This window comes from Williamwhitmania sp. (assembly GCA_035529935.1).
Taxonomy (GTDB): domain Bacteria; phylum Bacteroidota; class Bacteroidia; order Bacteroidales; family Williamwhitmaniaceae; genus Williamwhitmania.
This window is the reverse complement of record DATKVT010000125.1, coordinates 1-18,751: the sequence shown is the minus strand read 5'-3', so window position 1 is coordinate 18,751 and position 18,751 is coordinate 1. Positions and strand designations below refer to the sequence as shown.

Annotated in this window: 19 protein-coding genes and 1 riboswitch; of the genes, 8 read left to right on the top strand and 11 right to left on the bottom strand. The window is 42.5% G+C overall.

Going from position 1 to position 18,751, the window contains the following annotated elements; all coding sequences use genetic code 11:
- Positions 1 to 3: 3 nt before the first annotated feature.
- The 4 genes from hcp (at position 4) to VMW01_09705 (ending at position 3,327) form a co-directional block, all read left to right on the top strand.
- Positions 4 to 1,650 (top strand): hydroxylamine reductase, encoded by a 1,647-nt coding sequence (hcp, locus tag VMW01_09720; GenBank protein ID HUW06529.1) that lies wholly within the window; start codon positions 4 to 6, stop codon positions 1,648 to 1,650.
- 57 nt (positions 1,651 to 1,707) lie between these two features.
- A complete protein-coding gene (locus VMW01_09715) occupies positions 1,708 to 2,046 on the top strand; it encodes a cupin domain-containing protein (GenBank protein HUW06528.1) in 339 nt (112 codons plus the stop codon).
- 379 nt (positions 2,047 to 2,425) lie between these two features.
- Positions 2,426 to 2,731, top strand: a complete 306-nt coding sequence (locus VMW01_09710) for a cupin domain-containing protein (protein ID HUW06527.1) — start codon at positions 2,426 to 2,428, stop codon at positions 2,729 to 2,731.
- A gap of 86 nt (positions 2,732 to 2,817) precedes the next feature.
- A complete protein-coding gene (locus VMW01_09705) occupies positions 2,818 to 3,327 on the top strand; it encodes a hypothetical protein (GenBank protein HUW06526.1) in 510 nt (169 codons plus the stop codon).
- A gap of 1 nt (position 3,328) precedes the next feature.
- Here the strand turns inward: VMW01_09705 and VMW01_09700 are convergent, their stop codons facing one another.
- The 4 genes from VMW01_09700 to trxA form a co-directional block, all read right to left on the bottom strand.
- Entirely contained in the window at positions 3,329 to 3,967 is a 639-nt protein-coding gene (locus VMW01_09700) for a thiamine diphosphokinase (protein ID HUW06525.1), read from the bottom strand.
- Between the two features lie 55 nt (positions 3,968 to 4,022).
- Positions 4,023 to 4,643, bottom strand: coding sequence for a nicotinamide riboside transporter PnuC (gene pnuC / locus VMW01_09695; GenBank protein ID HUW06524.1), 621 nt, complete (start codon positions 4,641 to 4,643; stop codon positions 4,023 to 4,025).
- Between the two features lie 28 nt (positions 4,644 to 4,671).
- Positions 4,672 to 7,113, bottom strand: coding sequence for a TonB-dependent receptor (locus VMW01_09690; protein ID HUW06523.1), 2,442 nt, complete (start codon positions 7,111 to 7,113; stop codon positions 4,672 to 4,674).
- Between the two features lie 114 nt (positions 7,114 to 7,227).
- A riboswitch (TPP riboswitch) is annotated at positions 7,228 to 7,323 on the bottom strand.
- A gap of 123 nt (positions 7,324 to 7,446) precedes the next feature.
- On the bottom strand, positions 7,447 to 7,803 hold the full coding sequence (trxA, locus tag VMW01_09685; GenBank protein HUW06522.1) for a thioredoxin: 357 nt from the start codon (positions 7,801 to 7,803) through the stop codon (positions 7,447 to 7,449).
- A gap of 150 nt (positions 7,804 to 7,953) precedes the next feature.
- On the opposite strand from trxA, the gene VMW01_09680 reads away from it, so the two are divergent.
- Positions 7,954 to 9,396 (top strand): HD domain-containing protein, encoded by a 1,443-nt coding sequence (locus VMW01_09680; protein ID HUW06521.1) that lies wholly within the window; start codon positions 7,954 to 7,956, stop codon positions 9,394 to 9,396.
- On the opposite strand, the gene VMW01_09675 is transcribed toward VMW01_09680, so the two are convergent.
- Both VMW01_09675 and VMW01_09670 read right to left on the bottom strand, forming a co-directional pair.
- Positions 9,374 to 10,399, bottom strand: a complete 1,026-nt coding sequence (locus VMW01_09675; protein HUW06520.1) for an endonuclease/exonuclease/phosphatase family protein — start codon at positions 10,397 to 10,399, stop codon at positions 9,374 to 9,376. The two genes, VMW01_09680 and VMW01_09675, sit on opposite strands and share 23 nt — an antisense overlap.
- A gap of 84 nt (positions 10,400 to 10,483) precedes the next feature.
- Positions 10,484 to 11,914 carry a hypothetical protein gene (locus VMW01_09670; protein HUW06519.1) on the bottom strand — a complete coding sequence of 477 codons (1,431 nt, stop codon included), beginning with the start codon at positions 11,912 to 11,914 and terminating at the stop codon, positions 10,484 to 10,486.
- Positions 11,915 to 12,080: 166 nt separating this feature from the next.
- Here VMW01_09670 and VMW01_09665 point away from each other — a divergent pair, with 166 nt between their 5' ends.
- The gene (locus VMW01_09665) at positions 12,081 to 13,655 is read left to right on the top strand and encodes an amidohydrolase (GenBank protein ID HUW06518.1); all 1,575 of its coding nucleotides are present in this window, start codon (positions 12,081 to 12,083) and stop codon (positions 13,653 to 13,655) included.
- Between the two features lie 97 nt (positions 13,656 to 13,752).
- Positions 13,753 to 14,259 (top strand): GNAT family N-acetyltransferase, encoded by a 507-nt coding sequence (locus tag VMW01_09660; protein ID HUW06517.1) that lies wholly within the window; start codon positions 13,753 to 13,755, stop codon positions 14,257 to 14,259.
- Positions 14,260 to 14,291: 32 nt separating this feature from the next.
- Here the strand turns inward: VMW01_09660 and VMW01_09655 are convergent, their stop codons facing one another.
- The 5 genes from VMW01_09655 to VMW01_09635 all read right to left on the bottom strand — a co-directional run bounded on the left by VMW01_09655 (position 14,292) and on the right by VMW01_09635 (position 18,314).
- Entirely contained in the window at positions 14,292 to 15,647 is a 1,356-nt protein-coding gene (locus tag VMW01_09655; GenBank protein ID HUW06516.1) for a TolC family protein, read from the bottom strand.
- A 13-nt stretch (positions 15,648 to 15,660) separates the two neighbouring features.
- Positions 15,661 to 15,957, bottom strand: a complete 297-nt coding sequence (locus VMW01_09650) for a hypothetical protein (protein ID HUW06515.1) — start codon at positions 15,955 to 15,957, stop codon at positions 15,661 to 15,663.
- Between the two features lie 74 nt (positions 15,958 to 16,031).
- Positions 16,032 to 16,328, bottom strand: coding sequence for a hypothetical protein (locus tag VMW01_09645; protein HUW06514.1), 297 nt, complete (start codon positions 16,326 to 16,328; stop codon positions 16,032 to 16,034).
- A gap of 17 nt (positions 16,329 to 16,345) precedes the next feature.
- Positions 16,346 to 17,029, bottom strand: a complete 684-nt coding sequence (locus tag VMW01_09640) for an ABC transporter ATP-binding protein (protein ID HUW06513.1) — start codon at positions 17,027 to 17,029, stop codon at positions 16,346 to 16,348.
- A gap of 28 nt (positions 17,030 to 17,057) precedes the next feature.
- A complete protein-coding gene (locus VMW01_09635; GenBank protein HUW06512.1) occupies positions 17,058 to 18,314 on the bottom strand; it encodes an efflux RND transporter periplasmic adaptor subunit in 1,257 nt (418 codons plus the stop codon).
- 225 nt (positions 18,315 to 18,539) lie between these two features.
- Here VMW01_09635 and VMW01_09630 point away from each other — a divergent pair.
- Positions 18,540 to 18,751 (top strand): hypothetical protein (locus tag VMW01_09630; protein ID HUW06511.1); only part of this gene is annotated, 212 nt, incomplete at its 3' end.

Genomic DNA, 18,751 nt, shown 5'->3' with positions numbered 1-18,751 from the left:
ATCATGGGAATGTTTTGCTACCAGTGCCAAGAAGCAGCGAAAGGAACAGGCTGCACAATCAAAGGAGTTTGCGGAAAAACCGACGATCTCGCAAACATGATGGACTTGCTTATGCACCTACTAAAGGGTATATCGGTATACTCCGTTGAACTTAGGGAAAAAGCGGGTTACGAAAACCCGACAGTAAACAAATTCATCTTCGATGGCCTGTTTGCCACCATCACTAATGCCAATTTCGACAAAGATGTTTTCTACAAAAGGGTAGAGAAGGCCATTGAAATAAGGGATATGCTAAAGGCAGAAGCTCAAAAGGCGGGCATCAAGGTAAACACCTCATTCGATGGGGCCACTTGGGCAGGAAAACCTGAGGAATTTGAGGCCAAAGCCATTCAGGTTGGTGTTCTTACCGAAAAGAACGAGGATATCCGCTCTCTTCAACAGCTGGCCACCTATGGATTGAAAGGGATGGCTGCATATGCCGAACACGCCTATAATCTTGGCAAGGAAGATAAACAGCTGTTTGCCTTTATGCAAAAAGCACTTGTTCAACTCACACAAAACCTTTCCGTTGACGAGCTAATTGGTCTTGTAATGGAGACCGGAAAAAGCGGGGTTACCGCCATGGCGCTCCTCGATAACGCCAACACCTCCATGTATGGCAATCCAGAAATAACCAAGGTGAATATTGGCGTTCGGAATAATCCAGCAATTCTTATTAGTGGTCACGACCTCAAGGACATGCAAGAATTGCTAGAACAGACTGAAGGTACAGGAATAGATGTATACACACACAGCGAAATGCTGCCCGCCAACTACTATCCTGCCTTCAAAAAATACAAACACTTTGTGGGCAACTATGGCAGCAGCTGGTGGCGTCAGCGTGAGGAGTTTGAAACTTTCAACGGTCCAATTCTTTTCACCACGAACTGCATTGTGCCACCTATGGAAAGTGCAACCTATAAGGACAGGATTTACACCACCGGAGCATCGGGGTTAAAAGGTGCAACCCACATCCCGGACAGAGCAAACGGTAAGGCAAAAGACTTCTCAGCCATCATTGAGCATGCAAAAAGATGCAAAGCACCCATTGAAATCGAAAAAGGAGAAATCGTTGGCGGTTTTGCACACGCTCAGGTATTTGCATTAGCCGACAAGGTTGTTGAAGCAGTAAAAAGCGGTGCCATCCGAAAGTTTATTGTTATGGCCGGTTGCGATGGTCGAATGAAGTCGCGCGACTACTACACTGAGTTTGCACAAAAATTACCAAACGATACCGTTATTCTCACCGCGGGCTGCGCAAAATACCGCTATAACAAACTTCAATTGGGGGATATCAACGGCATTCCACGTGTGCTCGATGCCGGACAGTGCAATGACTCCTACTCACTTGCCGTTATAGCTCTGAAGCTAAAAGAGGTGTTTGAGCTCAACGACATCAATGAGCTTCCCATCGCCTACAACATTGCATGGTACGAGCAAAAAGCAGTAATTGTTCTGCTAGCTCTACTTTACCTAGGGGTAAAGAATATTCATCTTGGCCCTTCACTTCCAGCGTTCCTCTCTCCAAATGTTGTTAATGTTCTGGTCGACAAGTTTGGAATCAGTGGAATTACAACGGTTGACGAAGACATTAAGCTCTTAGTAGGATAGTTATCATTCCAAGCCCTTCGTACGAAGGGCTTGTTTTTTAACCAAAAATAAGAAGCAATGGAAAACACAGAGTTTATAAAAGGCAGTAAATTTTCTTTCTCAACCCAAGTTGAGTATGCCACAGGAGGAATTGTAAGCAAAAATGTGATTAAAAAAAGCACTGGCAATGTATCACTCTTTGCCTTTGATGAGGGGGAAAGCCTTAGCGAACATACTGCGCCGTTTGATGCACTAGCTCAAGTTATTGAAGGAAATGCAACCATAACCATTGGCGGCCAAGAGAATCAGCTTTCAGCAGGGGAATCAATAATTATGCCTGCAAATATTACACATGCAGTGCTTGCAACTTCGCGCTTTAAAATGCTGCTTACGATGATTCGTGAACCAAAAATCTAAAGCCATATAAGTATCTATCCCTAGATAAACTGTTCGAAAACGACCAAACATGTTCAAAAACAGACAATTTTCTTTTCAAAAACACAAAAGTCACTATTTCAGACAGTGTTAATTAACAAATGTTTATATACTTTTGCACCATCTTTGATAAAGGAGATATCAAATCATATATAGGCTGAACAAAATCATCCTACAATAGAAAAAGAATTCAGCCATATTACATAAAGAGTTTTCACAACCTATAGGCAAATAGGTTAATTTAGGTTTAGTTTTAGGGTTAGGAAAGAGGGCTTTTAGTCCTCTTTTCTATTTTTTTGTATATTCACACCAGCAGACCGTGAGACGACATATCCATACCTAAAAGTGAAAGGAATTAACAATGAAAATAAAACTCGTTGAAACAGCAGAAAAGGTGCCATTCGACCTTGATGGCAGAAAAATGTTCTCCAGTGAAAAGGTGGAGATTATCCATTTAAACCTCCTTCCTGGTGAAAATCTCGAACTGCATTCCAACCCCTTTGATGTTATATTCTATATTCTAGAAGGAGAAGGAATTGTGGAAACGGAAGATGAGCAGATTACCGTTGAACCCGACATGACCATTGAAATTGCGTCAGGAGTAAAACGCGGTGTAAAGAATGTTGGTCCTGGCAACTTTCGCCTGCTCGTGATAAAGATACTATAGCACTTGTAGAATAAACAACCTCCGTCCAACAAGAAATGCAGAATGATATCCCAACTCCTATTCTCCTAAACTGTTGGAAGCATCATTTGGAATTTCTAAGGGGAAAAATCAAGCAATGCTCCAACCTCCAAGAGATTGCGGAAGATATAAAATCATTGGGCGAAAATAGCATTGACCTCTACCTTGGCCAGCTCACCCCAAAAGAGATATCGGAAGAGGTTATTGCACTTTTACTAAACAATCAAATTCTTGCGGAAGAGCAGTTTCGAATTTGGCTCAGGGAAAGCCCAAAGAGATTTCGGGAACTAGACCTAAGTGATGGTTCACGTTGGACAATTCTTCCCGGAACAAAATCCAATCGATATGTCCACATCCATCCCTCGCGGTACTCCTCTAACACCATAAGAATAAAGGCACACAGCATAAAAACTGCCGTAGGCTTGGTAATTATGCATTCAAAAAAATCATTTAGCCAAATTCCACTTGAAAACATAAACGAAATCCGACAGAATATGCTTGGCCTTTCTCCCATCAAAAACGCCAAGGTGTCGGTTGGGATAAAAAGGGCATATCAACTTTTAATTTCAGAGGTTTAGACTAACGACAATCTCGAAACAAGAAATAGACTGCAAGCGGTCCCGGCGAAAAGTCAATTCGAAAACTTTCCCCAAGAGCCTCATTCAACGTTCCCTGCCACCACATGGAGAGCTTTTGTCCGACAATTGGATACTTCAGCCCTTCGGTGGTGATTGTTGTTTCGCTATTAAAGGAAAAGAGGGAAATCTGCTGTCCTGCAAAACTGGCAAACGAGCGAGAAGCAAGCACCGGAATAAAAATCCCAGTGTCGGTTATAATCGTAACGTCCAAATCAGTTTGCGCATAGTTTACCATAAGCGAAATGTTACCCAGCGTATGGTCCTCTCGTAAGCCTGTTGAACCAAGTATGGCAATGCGACGAAATCCATTCGCCTGGCAAAACCTTATGGACTTTGTTAAATCATTGGTGTTCTGATCGGGATCGTGATAGAGCTTTTCGGCAAATGCTAGCTTAAGTTCACCCGGCAGGGAATCCAAGTCACCCACTACGGCGTCGGGAGTGTTTCCCCTGCCAACGTGCTTTACCGCTGCTCCATCACAACAAATAAGAAACTTAGCAGATGAAAGTATACTTACCGGTTCCTCACGCTCGGGATACTTCCCATTTGCTAATATGACCGCATCAAAATCATTAACCATAGTAATTCTCCATATAATCCTACAATTCGATCACCTACCTTAAAACAAGTATAGGCTATTTTTCGTTGCCCTCCTCCATCATTGTCTGTTTCCACTTATAATAGCCAACAACCGCCAATGTTGTATAAAAGAAAAATAGAACTGAGGTGGGGTATAGACCCTTCCAAACGTATAAACTCATCGATACGGCATTTACAATAACCCACAACCACCATTGCTCAACGTATTTTTTTGTTAGCATCCACGTTGCCACAATACTCAGGGCGGTGGTAAATGCATCACCAAGAGGTACGGGAGAGTCGGTAAAATCTTTAAGAATCCACCAAAGCAAAAAGAAGAAAACTGCAAATGCTGCTGCAAGCCATGGCCAAAGACGGGTTGGTGTGGGTTGAATTCGCAGAGGTACATTCTTGTGCTTTGCAGAAGTTCCCCCAAAAAGCCATTGATACCACCCATAAAAGCTAATGAGAACGTAGTAAATATTCAATGCCATATCGGCATAGAACTTAGATGTATAGAATACTACAACATAAAGTGCGGAAGTAGCCAACCCAACAGGCCATAGCCAAACTCGTTCTTTTATCTCCAAATATAGATAAACCAACCCCGAAATTGTGCCCAGCAACTCCACATAGTGGCCAATAGCCCAATTATATGCTAGATAAAGATACTCCATAATTCTATGCCGATAAAGCAGTTAAAAGTTAAAAATTGGCCACTAAGCGTAATGCAAAATTGCGGCCAGCCTGTGGAAAATATCCATCTTCAATATAATCAGGACTTCCATCGGCAAAATTAGCCCGGTAAATCCACCCATTAACCAGATACATCTTATTTAAGAGGTTGTTGGCCAAAAGCATTACGGTAAATGACGAACCTTTATAGCCAAACCTATACTCTAACCTAGAATCAATTACCCCATAAGCCTTAAGCATTCTTTCGCTGCTCGAAGAGTTGTCGATATATTGCTTGCCAACATATTTCCCCTGAAGGATCAGTCGAAGATTTTTGCGAGGCTGAACGATCAATGCTCCTGCACTTACTACATTAGGGGAAAAAGAGATATCGGTTGTTCCTAATTTAGTCGATTGTTGTCCAAGGCTATTCCAGTCTGAGGAGTTATCATAGAGGTCGACGTACTCCACAAAATTATTAATTCGGTTCTGGCTTAATGCAAGATTACCCATCACCGAAAGCCATGACAGTGCTGCATAGGAAGCTTCAACCTCAACCCCTCTTCGATAGCTGTTGTCAACATTGGTCATTAAAGGATATCCCACATCGTTAAGTTTTCCAGTATTTACGAGCTGATCTTTATAGCGCATGTAGTAAAAGGTGGCTTTTGCCACCAACGATTTGGTGGTGTATGCGTAACCAAGTTCTAGGTCATACAATCGCTCAGACTTTGGTTTTACTAATGCACCATCTTTTGTGGCATCCTTCAAATCGCTTCTGGCAGGTTCTCTATTGGCAACTGCAAAGGAAACATAAGCCTTATGGTTTAAGTGTCGAAAGGAAATACCTGCTTTAGGATTAAAAAAGTCCCATCTATTGGTTTGCCACAAATTAGCCAAATCGTCATCAACACCATCCATCTTATAATATATGTAACGATATTGCAAGTCAGCAAAACAGGAAAATCCAGCAGGAAGGTCCAGCGTCACCTTTAAAAATGAGTTGAAGTCATCCTTTACCCCCCTGTTTTTATACCATTCATAATCGTATGGTATATTCTGATTTTTTTCAACCCACTTAATCTTTCCGAAGTGATTACCATCGTATCGATTTGCTCCACCGCCAAGGATTATTTCGGCTTTACTCGACTTGTAAGAAAATGAATAGGTCCCGCCATAAAACCGATTATTGAGCCACTTCTGCTGAATCAAATCAGATTCACTTACCGCAGTGCCCCCTACTTGTTGATTTGGAATTCCATAGTTAGAAAGGGATGTATTATCCTTATACTCCTCATAGTAGCCTTTACCCGGTGTTAGGTGACCAGCTAAGTTTAGCATAAAACGGTTACCAATTTTCAAGGAGTAGAGCAGCTGATAGTGGTTCAACCAGTAGTTATCCGTTTCATTATTGTACCTATGAATTTTACCATCATCTGAATAGTATAGTCCTGAAGGATTGTAGCGACGGTTGGTGTCAAGCGCATATGATGGAACACCATTCCAGCTTATATCGGTGTGCTCTTCGCCCATAATAAAGTTGGCCTTCAACACACTTCTCTCCGTAAGCCAAGCGCCAGAAATAAGCATTGAGGTGTGGTCCGAACCGGTGTGGTCAACATACCCATCGGTAAGCTGGCGTGAATAACGTACATCGAAGCTAAACTTGTTGTGAATTAGGCCAGAACCTGTAGAAAAAGCCAACTTCTGCGTATTAAAAGCTCCGTAGGCAGCATCGATGGTTGCATATGGTTCAGGCAATGCAGCTTGTGTTTGAATGGTGACCGTTCCTCCAAATGCTCCCGAGCCATTGGTTGACGACCCAACTCCGCGCTCTACCTGAAGCGAACTAATGCTGCTAGCAATGTCAGGCAAATCAACCCAAAACACGGTTTGCGACTCCGCATCGTTAAGTGGAATGCCATTCAAGGTCACATTGATGCGTGAAGGATCAGTTCCTCTAATTCTAAATGCAGTATTACCAATTCCTCCACCACTCTCAGAGGTTGAAACAACCGAAGGTAGCACACCAAGAATAAGCGGAAGGTCGGCAACGGTATTACCCTCTTTGATGCGCTCAACAGATAGATTGCTGTATGTCATTGGGGTTTTAGATGATGCCTTTAGAGCCGTTATCACAACCTCTTCACCAAGAGTGGAAGAAGGAGTGAGCTGAATATTCAGGTTCAAGTCCCTCTGCAGATCAACGGCAACTGTGGTATCGGAATAGCCAACAAAGCTAACCTTCAAGGAGTAATTCCCAGCCGGCAGCTTGGCAATATCAAATTTGCCATCCCTATCGGCAACTGCACCCTTAAATGTATTTACAACTAAAATTGACGCTCCAACCAGCGGTTTCCCAACTTCATCGACCACCCTGCCTGATATTTTCCATCCAACTACTGGCGTATTCTCAGCAAACAGATTGGCAATTGTCAAGGCAAATAGAAACAGAAATAAAATTTTCCTCATTGTTTTTTTGGTTAAGAATAGATTATCAAAAGGCGGTCATGGCAAAATGGCAGATCCCGGGATATCTGCACGATGCACATAACTCAACCAAGAACAACAAGGGGTGTAAAAACTGGAATTAACTCTTAGTATCCCTACGCCGGCATTACCCGGATCAGGTCAAAGGGTATGATCTCAGCCTGTTATATTAAGGCACCCCTAAAGATTGGACAAATGTAGCCCAAGTTTTTACAATATCAAACACAAACTGCACAATCCACGAATGGTGAAGCATGTTGACAAAAAAAGCGGAGTCGGGTTGTCCCGACTCCGCTTCCTTGCACTTTACGTGCACTATTCAACATTAAGAACTTCTTTAAAAGCCTGCTTAAAGGAATCTTTAGGCAGGGCTCCCATTGCCATTTGAGGTTGACCCTCAACCGGAATAAAAAGGAGTGAAGGAATTGATCGAATACCAAAAACTGCTGCCAGCTCTTGCTGATCTTCAGTGTCTACCTTATAAATATCCAGCTTATCTTTAAACTCGGTGGCAAGCTCTTCCAAAATCGGGGCAACCGTTTTGCATGGGCCACACCAATCGGCATAAAAATCGATTACCGCTGGACGTTGTCCCTCAAATTTCCATTCCGTATTTGCCTCATAGTTAAAGACTTTCGACTTAAACGTATCAACAGTGAGATGTTCCAACATGATAAAGAATATTAAGTTATGAATAAATTTAGAAATGTTCAGTGTTCTTTGCAAAAAGCATTCCAATATCACTCTGCTAAAAATAAACCAAGAAAAGGTGAAAATGTTTGTAATTTTGTCGTGTAAAATAACACTTTGTCATATCTACATATGAATTATTGTCTGGAAAATTCAATTTTTAGTATAATATCCCAAGTTTCTGAAGAACACAATCTTCCGTCGTATGTAATCGGAGGGTTTGTTAGAGATTGCCTACTTAAGCGTCCATCGAAGGATATCGACATAGTAGTCCAGGGTAGCGGAATAAGGATGGCAGAGCTGGTCGCCGAAAAGGCTGGCATCAATAATGTCACCGTTTTTAAAAACTTTGGCACTGCCATGCTCCGTTACGGCGAAGTGGAGGTTGAGTTTGTGGGTGCCAGAAAAGAGTCGTATAGAAAAAACTCCCGAAAACCAATTGTGGAGGATGGAACGCTGGAGGACGATCAGAACCGCAGAGACTTCACCATTAATGCACTAGCCATTAGCCTCAACAAAAAAGATTATGGCACGTTGGTGGATCCTTTCAATGGTGTTGAAGACCTTAAAAATAGGATTATCCGGACACCTCTCGACCCAATTACCACCTTTTCCGACGATCCACTCCGCATGATAAGGGCAATAAGGTTCTCGGCTCAATTGGGGTTTAAAATTGACGACAAAACTTTTGAAGCCATAAGCACGATAAAGGAAAGAATAACCATTGTATCGAAGGAGAGAATAGCCGACGAGCTTAACAAAATTATGGTTTCAAAAAAGCCATCCTTGGGTTTTGTGCTGTTTGACAAGTCTGGATTGCTCACCTATATTCTGCCATCATTAGAGAAGTTAAAGGGTGTTGAAACAAAAGAAGGTAGAGGCCACAAGGAGAACTTCACTCACACCCTCAAAGTTCTGGACAACCTAAGAGCCAATTCAGATAAACTTTGGCTTCTATGGGCAGCCTTGCTGCACGACATTGCAAAGCCCGCAACAAAAGCCTACCACCCAAAACAAGGATGGACATTCCACGGGCATGAGTTCATTGGTGCAAAAATGATCCCGGGAATTTTCAGGGAGCTTAAATTGCCGATGAACGAAAAAATGAAGTATGTCCAGAAACTTGTTCAGCTGCATCTGCGCCCCATTGTTCTATCGCAAGAAGTGGTGACCGATTCGGCGGTTAGACGATTGCTTTTTGAGGCCGGTGATGATATTGAGGACCTCATGATGCTTTGCGAAGCAGATATCACATCTAAAAACGAGGCAACGGTAAAACGGCATCAAAGCAACTTTGCTCTTGTTAGAACTAAGCTTAAGGAGATTGAGGAGAAGGATGCCGTCCGCAACTTCCAGCCACCCATCACCGGGGAAATGATTATGGAGGTGTTCCAAATTGGTCCCTGTAGAGCAGTAGGAGACATCAAAGCATTCATCAAAGAAGCCATTTTAGATGGAATAATTCCAAACCATTTTGAAGAAGCTTACGCGTTGATGTTAGAAAAAGCGAAGGACTTCAACCTTGTACCAACAAAAGACCTGAGCACTTCACCTAAAACCTCCGATCAATTGTGAGTAACACGGGCAGATGGTCACTGTAGCCTCCGTGGTATTTAAACCCAACAAAGGTTCGGAACGGTTTCATCCCAGTATATTGCTCATCGGGTTCTAGTAGAAAAGGAGCAGCAAAAACCCTGCACGATTCTGGATTGATTGATAATGCATTGTAGGGTGCAAAAAAAGAGTTGGATACCATTACCTGATCAATCACGGCCCAATGACCTTGATACTTATGTGTTCCTATTCCATTGGCATAAAACAACTTCGACAGGTTTACCAACTTAGTATTGCCCAAATCAGAATCATCCAAAAAGCGAAATTTCAGGATTGATTGAATGGTATTGTTATCCGGATCATCGTTAAAATCGCCCATAACTACAATGTTTGCAAGGCTGTCTCTGATCAATACTGAATCAATTGCCGTAGAAAGCATAGTTGCCGCATAAGCCCTAGCCTTCTCCGTTTCTAATTCGCCACCATACTTTGAGGGCCAATGGTTCAGAAACAGATGAAGGGTATCGGTATTGTCTAACAAAAACTTCGCATAGAGAATATCACGTGATCGATGACCCTGGGGTGGATACGACCTTATAAATCGGTTTTGTTTTAGCCACAGTCTTTTACTCCGATATAAAAGAGCAACATCTATCCCTCTAGCATCAGGCGATTCAGCATGTAGAACACGATATTCAAATTTAGAAAGAGGTGTTTCATACACAAGACGGTTTAGCACAAATCGGTTTTCAACCTCACAAAGGCCAACGATTAAGGGAGGCTCAAATCCAAATGATGCCACGATCACCTTATAGATGCCATCGAGTTTCTTCTCCATTTTCGCCCACGTCCAGTGGCGAGCGCCAGCCATTGTAAACTCATCGTCAACGGTCAAGGAATCATCAAATGGGTCAAAGAGATTTTCGGTATTGTACCATAGCATGTTTACCCTGCCCTGGTTCTGGGCAAAGGAGGGCTTGATTGTAATCAGAATCAAGAAAATAATTAGTAGCAGATTTCTCATCCCTCAGTTGGTTGATGAAACGCCTTATGAAAACACTATGTCATTTGAAACCTAAGTCTCTATTAACCTTCAAAGAGTAATGCTCTACTTCCCTCCCACTCGTTCAAAGGCACCGGCATCTGGTGCCCCATCAGCAATTCTAGAATCACCCTTTAGATCCATTGGAAAAAGAAGCCCATACTGCAACAGACCTAAATCCTTGGCAGGTGAAAGAGTATCCAAAAGGTATGAAAAATTTTGTGGATCGATGAACTTCGGATCGTCACTTAGCACATTGACAAACCGAGAAGCTGGCATACTTGTCCCAGCAGGAACTTTTACGATGGAATTCAGAAACTTGTATGTCATCTTGGCTGACGAGATCATGCCATTATAAGAGGTATCGACCCATACCTCATTCGACATACTCCCCCCATACACAATGCAGTTATAAAAATCGGCTCTTTCAATATCGCGAGAAACCATGGTAAGTGACCCACCGGTTGGTTGATACAGGTAATAGTTGTTAAGCCAGAGCTGTGGATACTTTCGGGAATAGTAATCGCCCCAGTAGTTGGCCATGGTACACTGGTTAAACACATAATTGCCACCTAGGGTCAATGCAACTGTTGCCTGTCCACAATTGGCAAACAGACAGTTCCCCGCATCAATAATGGCACCCCTCGCCAACAGTCCAAAGGCAGACATATTTTCTACCCGAGTATTTGTGAGGGTGAGCGTCGGTTCGCTGGCAACCTTAAAAGTATCTACCTGAATGCCGGTAATGGCATTTTTCACATCACACCAATTCATTATGTTGCCTGAACTTCCAGCCATAAAATAGATACCGGCCCACTGGCCAGCCTTATCTTGGTAAAACTGTTCGAGTCTATCACCAGAAAATGAAACTGGATTTTCAAAGGTGCCATTTACGGTCATTGTCCCCTGCACATAAAGCCTCGAATTGTTGTGAAAATAGAATCGTGCACCTGCATCAACATTTAAAACAGCTCCCAAAGGAACTAAAGCCGAGTTATAAACGAGGTAAGGTTTTGCTGCCGAAAAAGTTTGCGAAGATATTATTGTACCATCGAGCAGGACCACATCCTGGCCCCACGACAAAAGCTTTACCCCTGCAATATTTCCGTTGAGTTCGAACATAACCGAATCCTCCACTGCCAAGGGAGAATCATTGTTTGAAGGATCGACCGTTACGTTTACAAAAACATAAGCAGAATCACCAGAAGCCAACTCCAGATCATTAACCGTTGGGCCAGGTTCACCATCAACATTAATCTTATATGGTGAACTTACTCCTCCGGCAAGCCAAACTTTTGAGATTTTCACCCGGGAATTACTTTTGTTGTATACCATAAAGTTTCGAGTGGAGCTGCCAACGGAAGCAAATACGGTATCAAAAACAACGGTATCCATCGAAAAGGAAAGCCTGTCTGTGGAGTTAGTGCTAATCACCTCCTTTTGGCAGGAAAGAAAAGTTAAACCAAGAATGAACAATGTAGGGAGAACTAACTTCATAGATGTATTAAGTATGGCATCAAAGCTATTACATTACCTTTAATAAACGACAACTTTTTTTCAGTATTTTGGTTGAACAAAAAAATTGGTTTAAATGCACTTCGATAAAATCGTCAAAACCACAACAATTATTCTTTTCTCAACAATTGCCACATCCTGCACTACAATGAAAAAAACAGATTTAATTGTGTTCAACGGAAAGATCTACACCGTTGACTCATCATTTTCCATTGCCAGCGCAATGGCAGTTTCGAATGGAAAGATTGTTGCCATTGGCTCTGATAGCACAATTCTGAACAGCTACATTTCCAACAACAAAATTGACCTGAAAGGGAAATTCGTGTATCCAGGATTCATTGATCCTCACTCCCACTTTACAGGCTATGCGGAATATCTGGGAACAGCCAACCTTGACGGAGTAGAATCATACACTGAAATGATATCTAGGCTCAAGGAGCATGCAGAAAAATATCCATCTGATTGGGTTATTGGCAGAGGCTGGGACCAGAACCGCTGGAAAGTCAAGAAGATGCCAACCAACGACGAGTTGAGCAAGGCATTTCCCGATAAACCAGTTTTTCTGGTTCGAATTGATGGCCATGCTGCCCTGGTAAACGATGCTGCCCTAAAAGTAGCAGGAATAACTAATTCCACAATTGTTGAGGGGGGCGAAATTCCAATCTTAAATGGGAAGCCTACCGGTGTTCTTCTGGACAATGCCATAGAGCTAGTTCAAAAGCACATTCCTCAAATTGCCAATGAAAAGTTGGATGGATTGCTAAAAATTGCAGAGAAAAATTGTTTTTCAGTCGGTCTTACATCCGTTACCGACGCTGGCATCGACTATGAGATGCTTAAATTCTTAGAAGATGAGTTTAAGAAAAACAACCTCAGCCTAAGAGTTTATGCAATGCTCAATCCATCGGAGGAAAATATTGATTCAGTGATTAATAAAGGACCATTTCACACTACAAATCTATATGTCAGCTCCATCAAGCTCTTTGCCGATGGTGCCCTCGGCTCAAGAGGTGCTAAACTTATTGAACCATACAGCGACATGGGTAATACCAGCGGTATTTGGACTTTAACGGAGAAGGAACTCAACGAAGTTTGCGAATTGGGCTACAAAAATGGATTTCAGGTGAATACACACTGTATTGGAGATGCAGCCTGCCACCGAGTACTCTCCACCTATGGCAAATATCTCAAAGGGAAAAATGACCGGAGATGGCGAATTGAACATGCCCAAGTTGTTGCGCCCACTGATTTCTCTCTCTTTGGTAAATACTCTATTATACCGTCGATTCAGACCACCCATGCCACCTCCGACATGGGATGGGCCGGGAAAAGGCTAGGCTCAAGAATTAAGTATGCCTATGCCTACAAAGATCTGCTCGATCAAAATGGGTGGCTACCTAACGGGAGCGACTTCCCAGTTGAAGCCATCAATCCGCTATATGGATACTACGCGGGGGTTGCCAGAAAGAGTCCAACACATCCATCGGGAACGCCGTTTCAACCTGAAAACGCTATTGATAAAACAGCAGCGCTTAAAGCAATGACCATTTGGGCCGCCAAGGCAAACTTCATGGAAAAATATGTTGGAAGCTTAGAGGTTGGCAAATTTGCTGATTTTGTTATCCTTCCAACGGACTTAATAGAATCTTTCTCGGATACAATCCCCAAAGTAAAAGTTTTGACAACGGTTGTTGGAGGCAAGGTTGTATTCGATAAACTCTAAAAAACGCTTCTCAAATTCTCGAACCGAGCAAGAAATTGATAGAAGTGATTAAGATTTTTATACTTTTGGGTTAACAAATAAGGGCATTGTCCATGTTATGAAAACAGAAATTATAAAGGCGGAAGAAGAAAACCTTCTGGAGATAATGTTTATTTACAAGTTAAATGCAGAGGATCTTATCTCTAAAGGGTTTACTCACTGGAACAGTGCCTATCCCTCCTATACAAAAGTGCGGAACAACGTGTTAAATGGGCAGGTGTATTTGCTCCGCAAAGAACGAACAACCGTTGGCGTGATTACCCTTAACGAAGAACAAGACTCAACCTATAATAATCTCACCTGGAAGGGATCGTCTAATGCCTTGGTAGTTCACAGGATTGCTGTGGTTCCATACTTTCAAAAAAGAGGATATGGAACGCAGCTGCTTGAGTTCGCCGAGGAATTTGCTAAAAAAAATAAATTTCAATCCATCAGGCTCGACACCTACACCAAGAATCAAACCACCAGCGATTTCTTCTCAAACAGAGGATACACCAAAGTTGGGGAGATAGGTCATTCACAGGACCTGCTGTTGTACACCTGTTACGAAAAAATTCTCGCCTAAAGGGGAAAGGGGGCAAACGCCCCATTAAATTCCTACTCTAAAGTCAAAGGCTTTCCTTGATAGTAGTCCAATATTTTTTTTCGCAGCACATAAGAGTACTTTGAATTGATAAAGTTGGTGGTGGCTTCAAAAAGATTCTTTTGAGCAATACCCAAGTCAATTGAGTTAGCTGCTCCCAATTCATACTTCTCCTTGGTAGCATTCCATGCCGCACTTGAAGCTTCAAACTTGTCCTTGGATGCCACATAGTTATTCCAGGCGCCAGTTGCTTCTAAATAGGCATTTATAACCTCCTTCGTTGCAGCATTCACCGTTTGTTGATAGCTTAACTTTGCATCGTTATAGGCAATCTTTTTCCTCGCCCTGTTTGTTTGAGCAGAAAACCTATCAAGAATTGGTATAGAAAGACCGACCGATATAGATCTTAGGCGATTATCATTGATTTGGCTTTTATAGCCATAAGCAGGATATGTAGTCATTCCTGTTGGATCCCTTGGATCTGTTGCATTATCGGAATACCACGACGACATGCTATAAGAAAAGAATAATCGAGGTGCCAGTCCTCCGAGGGTTGAATAGTAGTTCATCTCCCTCGCCTTCATATTATTCTGTGCCACCTTAAGTTCCGGAAACCAAGAGTCCTTTTCTGCAAGGACACCATCCAGTTGGGGCAGATCGTTGGTTAGGGTAGTATCTACACTTGAAGGCGAAGCAATATTGAAGTTCATGACATCGGGAATTTCCAAAAGTTGAGCCAAATCGACAAGAACCAGCTGATACTGGTTCTGATAGCTTACCACATCGGCTGCGCTACGAGCATATTGCGCTTTAATTTCAAGATACTCAGCATTGGAAACGCCACCTAGATTATAAAGATTTTCCTCCTTGTCTAAATCCTGCTTTGAAATTGTCTCCTGCTGCTCCGCGGCTTTATACAGGTCTCTCTTAAACAGCACATCTATATACTTAACCATGATATTCAACGAAAGATTTTTTCGTTCAGTGGCAAGCGACGCTTTGGCTTTCTCAAAATCGTAGCGAGAAGCACGGGCCCCATTCACCAAACTAAAACCTTGAAAAAGGGTTACACTCCCTGAAAGAGATAGCGAGCCTCCATTTACTGTTGCATCTTGATACGAGTTGGCATTGTAATTGTATGCGCGACCTATTGCCTTGCCATATGACGCATCACCAGATAAAGTAGGGACCATCTCCATGACAGACTGGGCAGCATTTGCTGAGCCCAACTTAACCGCAAGTTCGGCACGCTTATACTGTAGGTTATTGTCCAAAGCATACTTCAAACAATCATCTAGCGTCCATTGTTTTTGGCCAAAAACGCCTACACTGGCCATCAGAGCCAGAACAAATAAAATACTTTTCCTCATTTCAAAACGTAATTTAAAGAACCGGGACAGCCAATGTTTTCCCATTAATGAAACGTGCTGAGTCGGAGTTACAGCGGTTTACCTTTACAGAATCACTTTCGCAATCTCCTTGACTGTAACCTGTGGACAGGAAGGGCAAAAAATCTTCTTCCGTGAAATTGACAAAGGAACCAGTGTTGTCAACCTGCACTGCCTCCATTGCAACAGAAGATGCAAGAGTTCCCCCTGTCGGCTGTGATACGCTTACCTTGGTAGTCTGTGAATTGGCCTGCGTCTGTCCTCCATTGCCTTCAACGGTTGCGCCTTTCACGCCGAAAGCAATCAAACAAGAGACAAAACATGCTATTACCCCCTTCTTCATACCCCTAGTTATTACGTTAACAATCAACCATTTCTTTTTCTAAACAGCACCTGAATGTGCCTTGCATTGGGTTCGGGCGTATAAATCTGAATTAACTCCCACTCAACGCTAAGTGCCGCAATGTACTCCCTCAACTTCAAAATCTTTTCAAGCGTTTGGGAAGGATTTCCCTCGTTATCATCGTCACCGGCCATGCTTACTTCCCATGGCAGAGATTCCAGCTTGTAGCTAAAAGCCACCTCCTTGCCCTCCATCTTGAAAATGATGTCAGCAACTTGTCCTTCGGGGATAGCTGGAACTGGTATACAAAGCTGTCTCATAACGTTGAATTACTTAGTTACAATATCCGCTTAACATTTTCGGTCACAACATGACCGTCGAAGAGATGAATGATACGATGTGCCTTTTCGGCATCGCTCGGAGAGTGTGTCACCATTACAATGGTAGTCCCTTCGCTGTTCAATTCGGAAAGCAAGTTCATCACCTCCTCACCGTTAGCAGAATCGAGATTACCAGTTGGCTCATCGGCCAATATCAACTTTGGATTAGCTACCACTGCGCGGGCAATGGCCACGCGTTGCTGCTGTCCACCAGAAAGCTGCTGAGGAAAGTGATTCCGTCTATGTGACATTTTCATCCTGTCCAGCACTGCCTCCACCTTTCTCTTTCGCTCCGTGGCAGAAACTCCCAAGTATAGCAATGGTAGCTCAACATTTTCGAAAACTGTCAGCTCATCAATCAGGTTAAAACTTTGAAAAACAAATCCAATGTTTGCCTTTCGCAAGTTTGTACGCTGCTTTTCCTTAAACTTAGAAACTTCGTGGCCAAGGAAATGAAGTTCTCCTCCGCTGGGATTGTCAAGAAGACCAACAATGTTGAGCAAAGTTGATTTGCCGCAGCCAGAAGGCCCCATTATAGCGACAAATTCACCCTCCTTTACCTCGATATTCACCTTGTTCAAAGCAGTTGTTTCAACTTCCTCTGTTCTGAACACCTTAACTAAATCAACAGTCTTTAGCATAGCCATAATGTTTTAGGTAAACCTATATTTATTTTTTGAGAATTAGCTTGTCAACGTCGCCAAAAGTATCGTAGCTGGATACTATCACCTTCTCCCCTGGCTTCAACCCTTCCACAACCTCATAGTACAATGGGTTCTGACGATTAATTCTTATTGGTCTTTTGGTTGCAACGGTTCCGGAGGGATCAACTACAAATATCCACTGTCCACCAGTACTTTGGTAAAATCCACCGCGAGGAATAAGTATAGCCATGTTCGACTCGCCAAGTTCCAAACGAATTCTTGAAGTTTGCCCAATTCGAATATCAGAAGGAATGGAGTCTACAAATTCCATATCTACAGTAAATCGCCCATTCTTTACCTCCGGATAGACCTTGGTTATTTTGGCCTTGTAAGAGGTACCCGAGAAATCGCACACCCCAATAAGATTGCGCGTTACACGAGAGATATAATGTTCGTCAATTTCAACCTTCAATTTATAGGAATCCAAAACGTTAATCTGACCAATTCGAGTCCCCATACTTACTACCTGGCCAACCTCCAAATCCAGTGAGGCTAGCTCACCGGCCACGGGTGCCCTTAAATTCAACCCTTCGAATCGCTGCCGAACGATAGCTAAATTTTGCTGCATCCTAGTAACATCGTTCTCCAATGTAACAACCTGAGTTTTTCTGTATATTGAATCCTGCCGTATGCTCTCCTTCAGCAACTTTATCTTAGCCATTGTATAGTCTAAATCTTCCTTCGATCTTTTATATTCCTCATCAGAAATCAGGTTTTTCTTATGCAGTTCTATGCTACGTTGATAGGCACGCTCCTGCTGTTGAAGTTTATAATTTTGATCTAGCAGCTGGCTTTGAGACTCAACCAACTGCTGCTGCATACTTAAGCGGGCATTGCGTAGTTCATTGGTCGTTCTAGATGCATCGGACTCTGTTCGCGAAATGTCGATAACAAGGCTAGTGTTGCTAAACCGAGCGATGATATCGCCCTTTTTCACCATTGAGCCTTCACGCCGAACAATCTCCTCAACCCTACTTCCCGACTCGGTTGCATCCAAATAAATAGTCTGAATTGGAGCAACTGTTCCAATTACAGCGATGTAATCCTTAAACAAATCTTGCTTTACCTCTTCAACGGTAACTTTGTCCAAGTCCACATTCAGCTTACGGCTCTTATCACCAAATGCAATCTTAAGAATTAACGCTAATATAACTAGGGCAAATACACCATACCAAATTTGCTTCTTGGTAACCCAACCCTTTTTTTCAATAATCTTATCCATAAAAGTGAAAAATAAAGTTCCAACATCTCCCCCTAGTTATCCATTAACGTACCAAACAATGCACACATCTCATTTTCTGCAATATAAACAATTACGCACCAAATAAAATCTCGTTCCAATTGTTCGCAATTGCAACAAACGGTGTTCGATTTCGCACAATTATTGCTAAATTTAAACCATCTCCAAAATCCAATTTCGTATATTTCGCAAGAAAAGTATTTGACAATGGTAAAGAAATTTGGCAAAATATTGGCAATAGACGATAACGAGGACATTCTTTTTGCACTGAAGTTATTGCTAAAGCCATACGTAGAACAGGTCACTACCACATCGAACCCCAACGATATTCCTAAGCTGATGGGGCAGGATTCTTACGACCTTTTTCTGCTTGATATGAACTTTACGCAGGACGCCATTAGCGGTCAGGAAGGCTATTA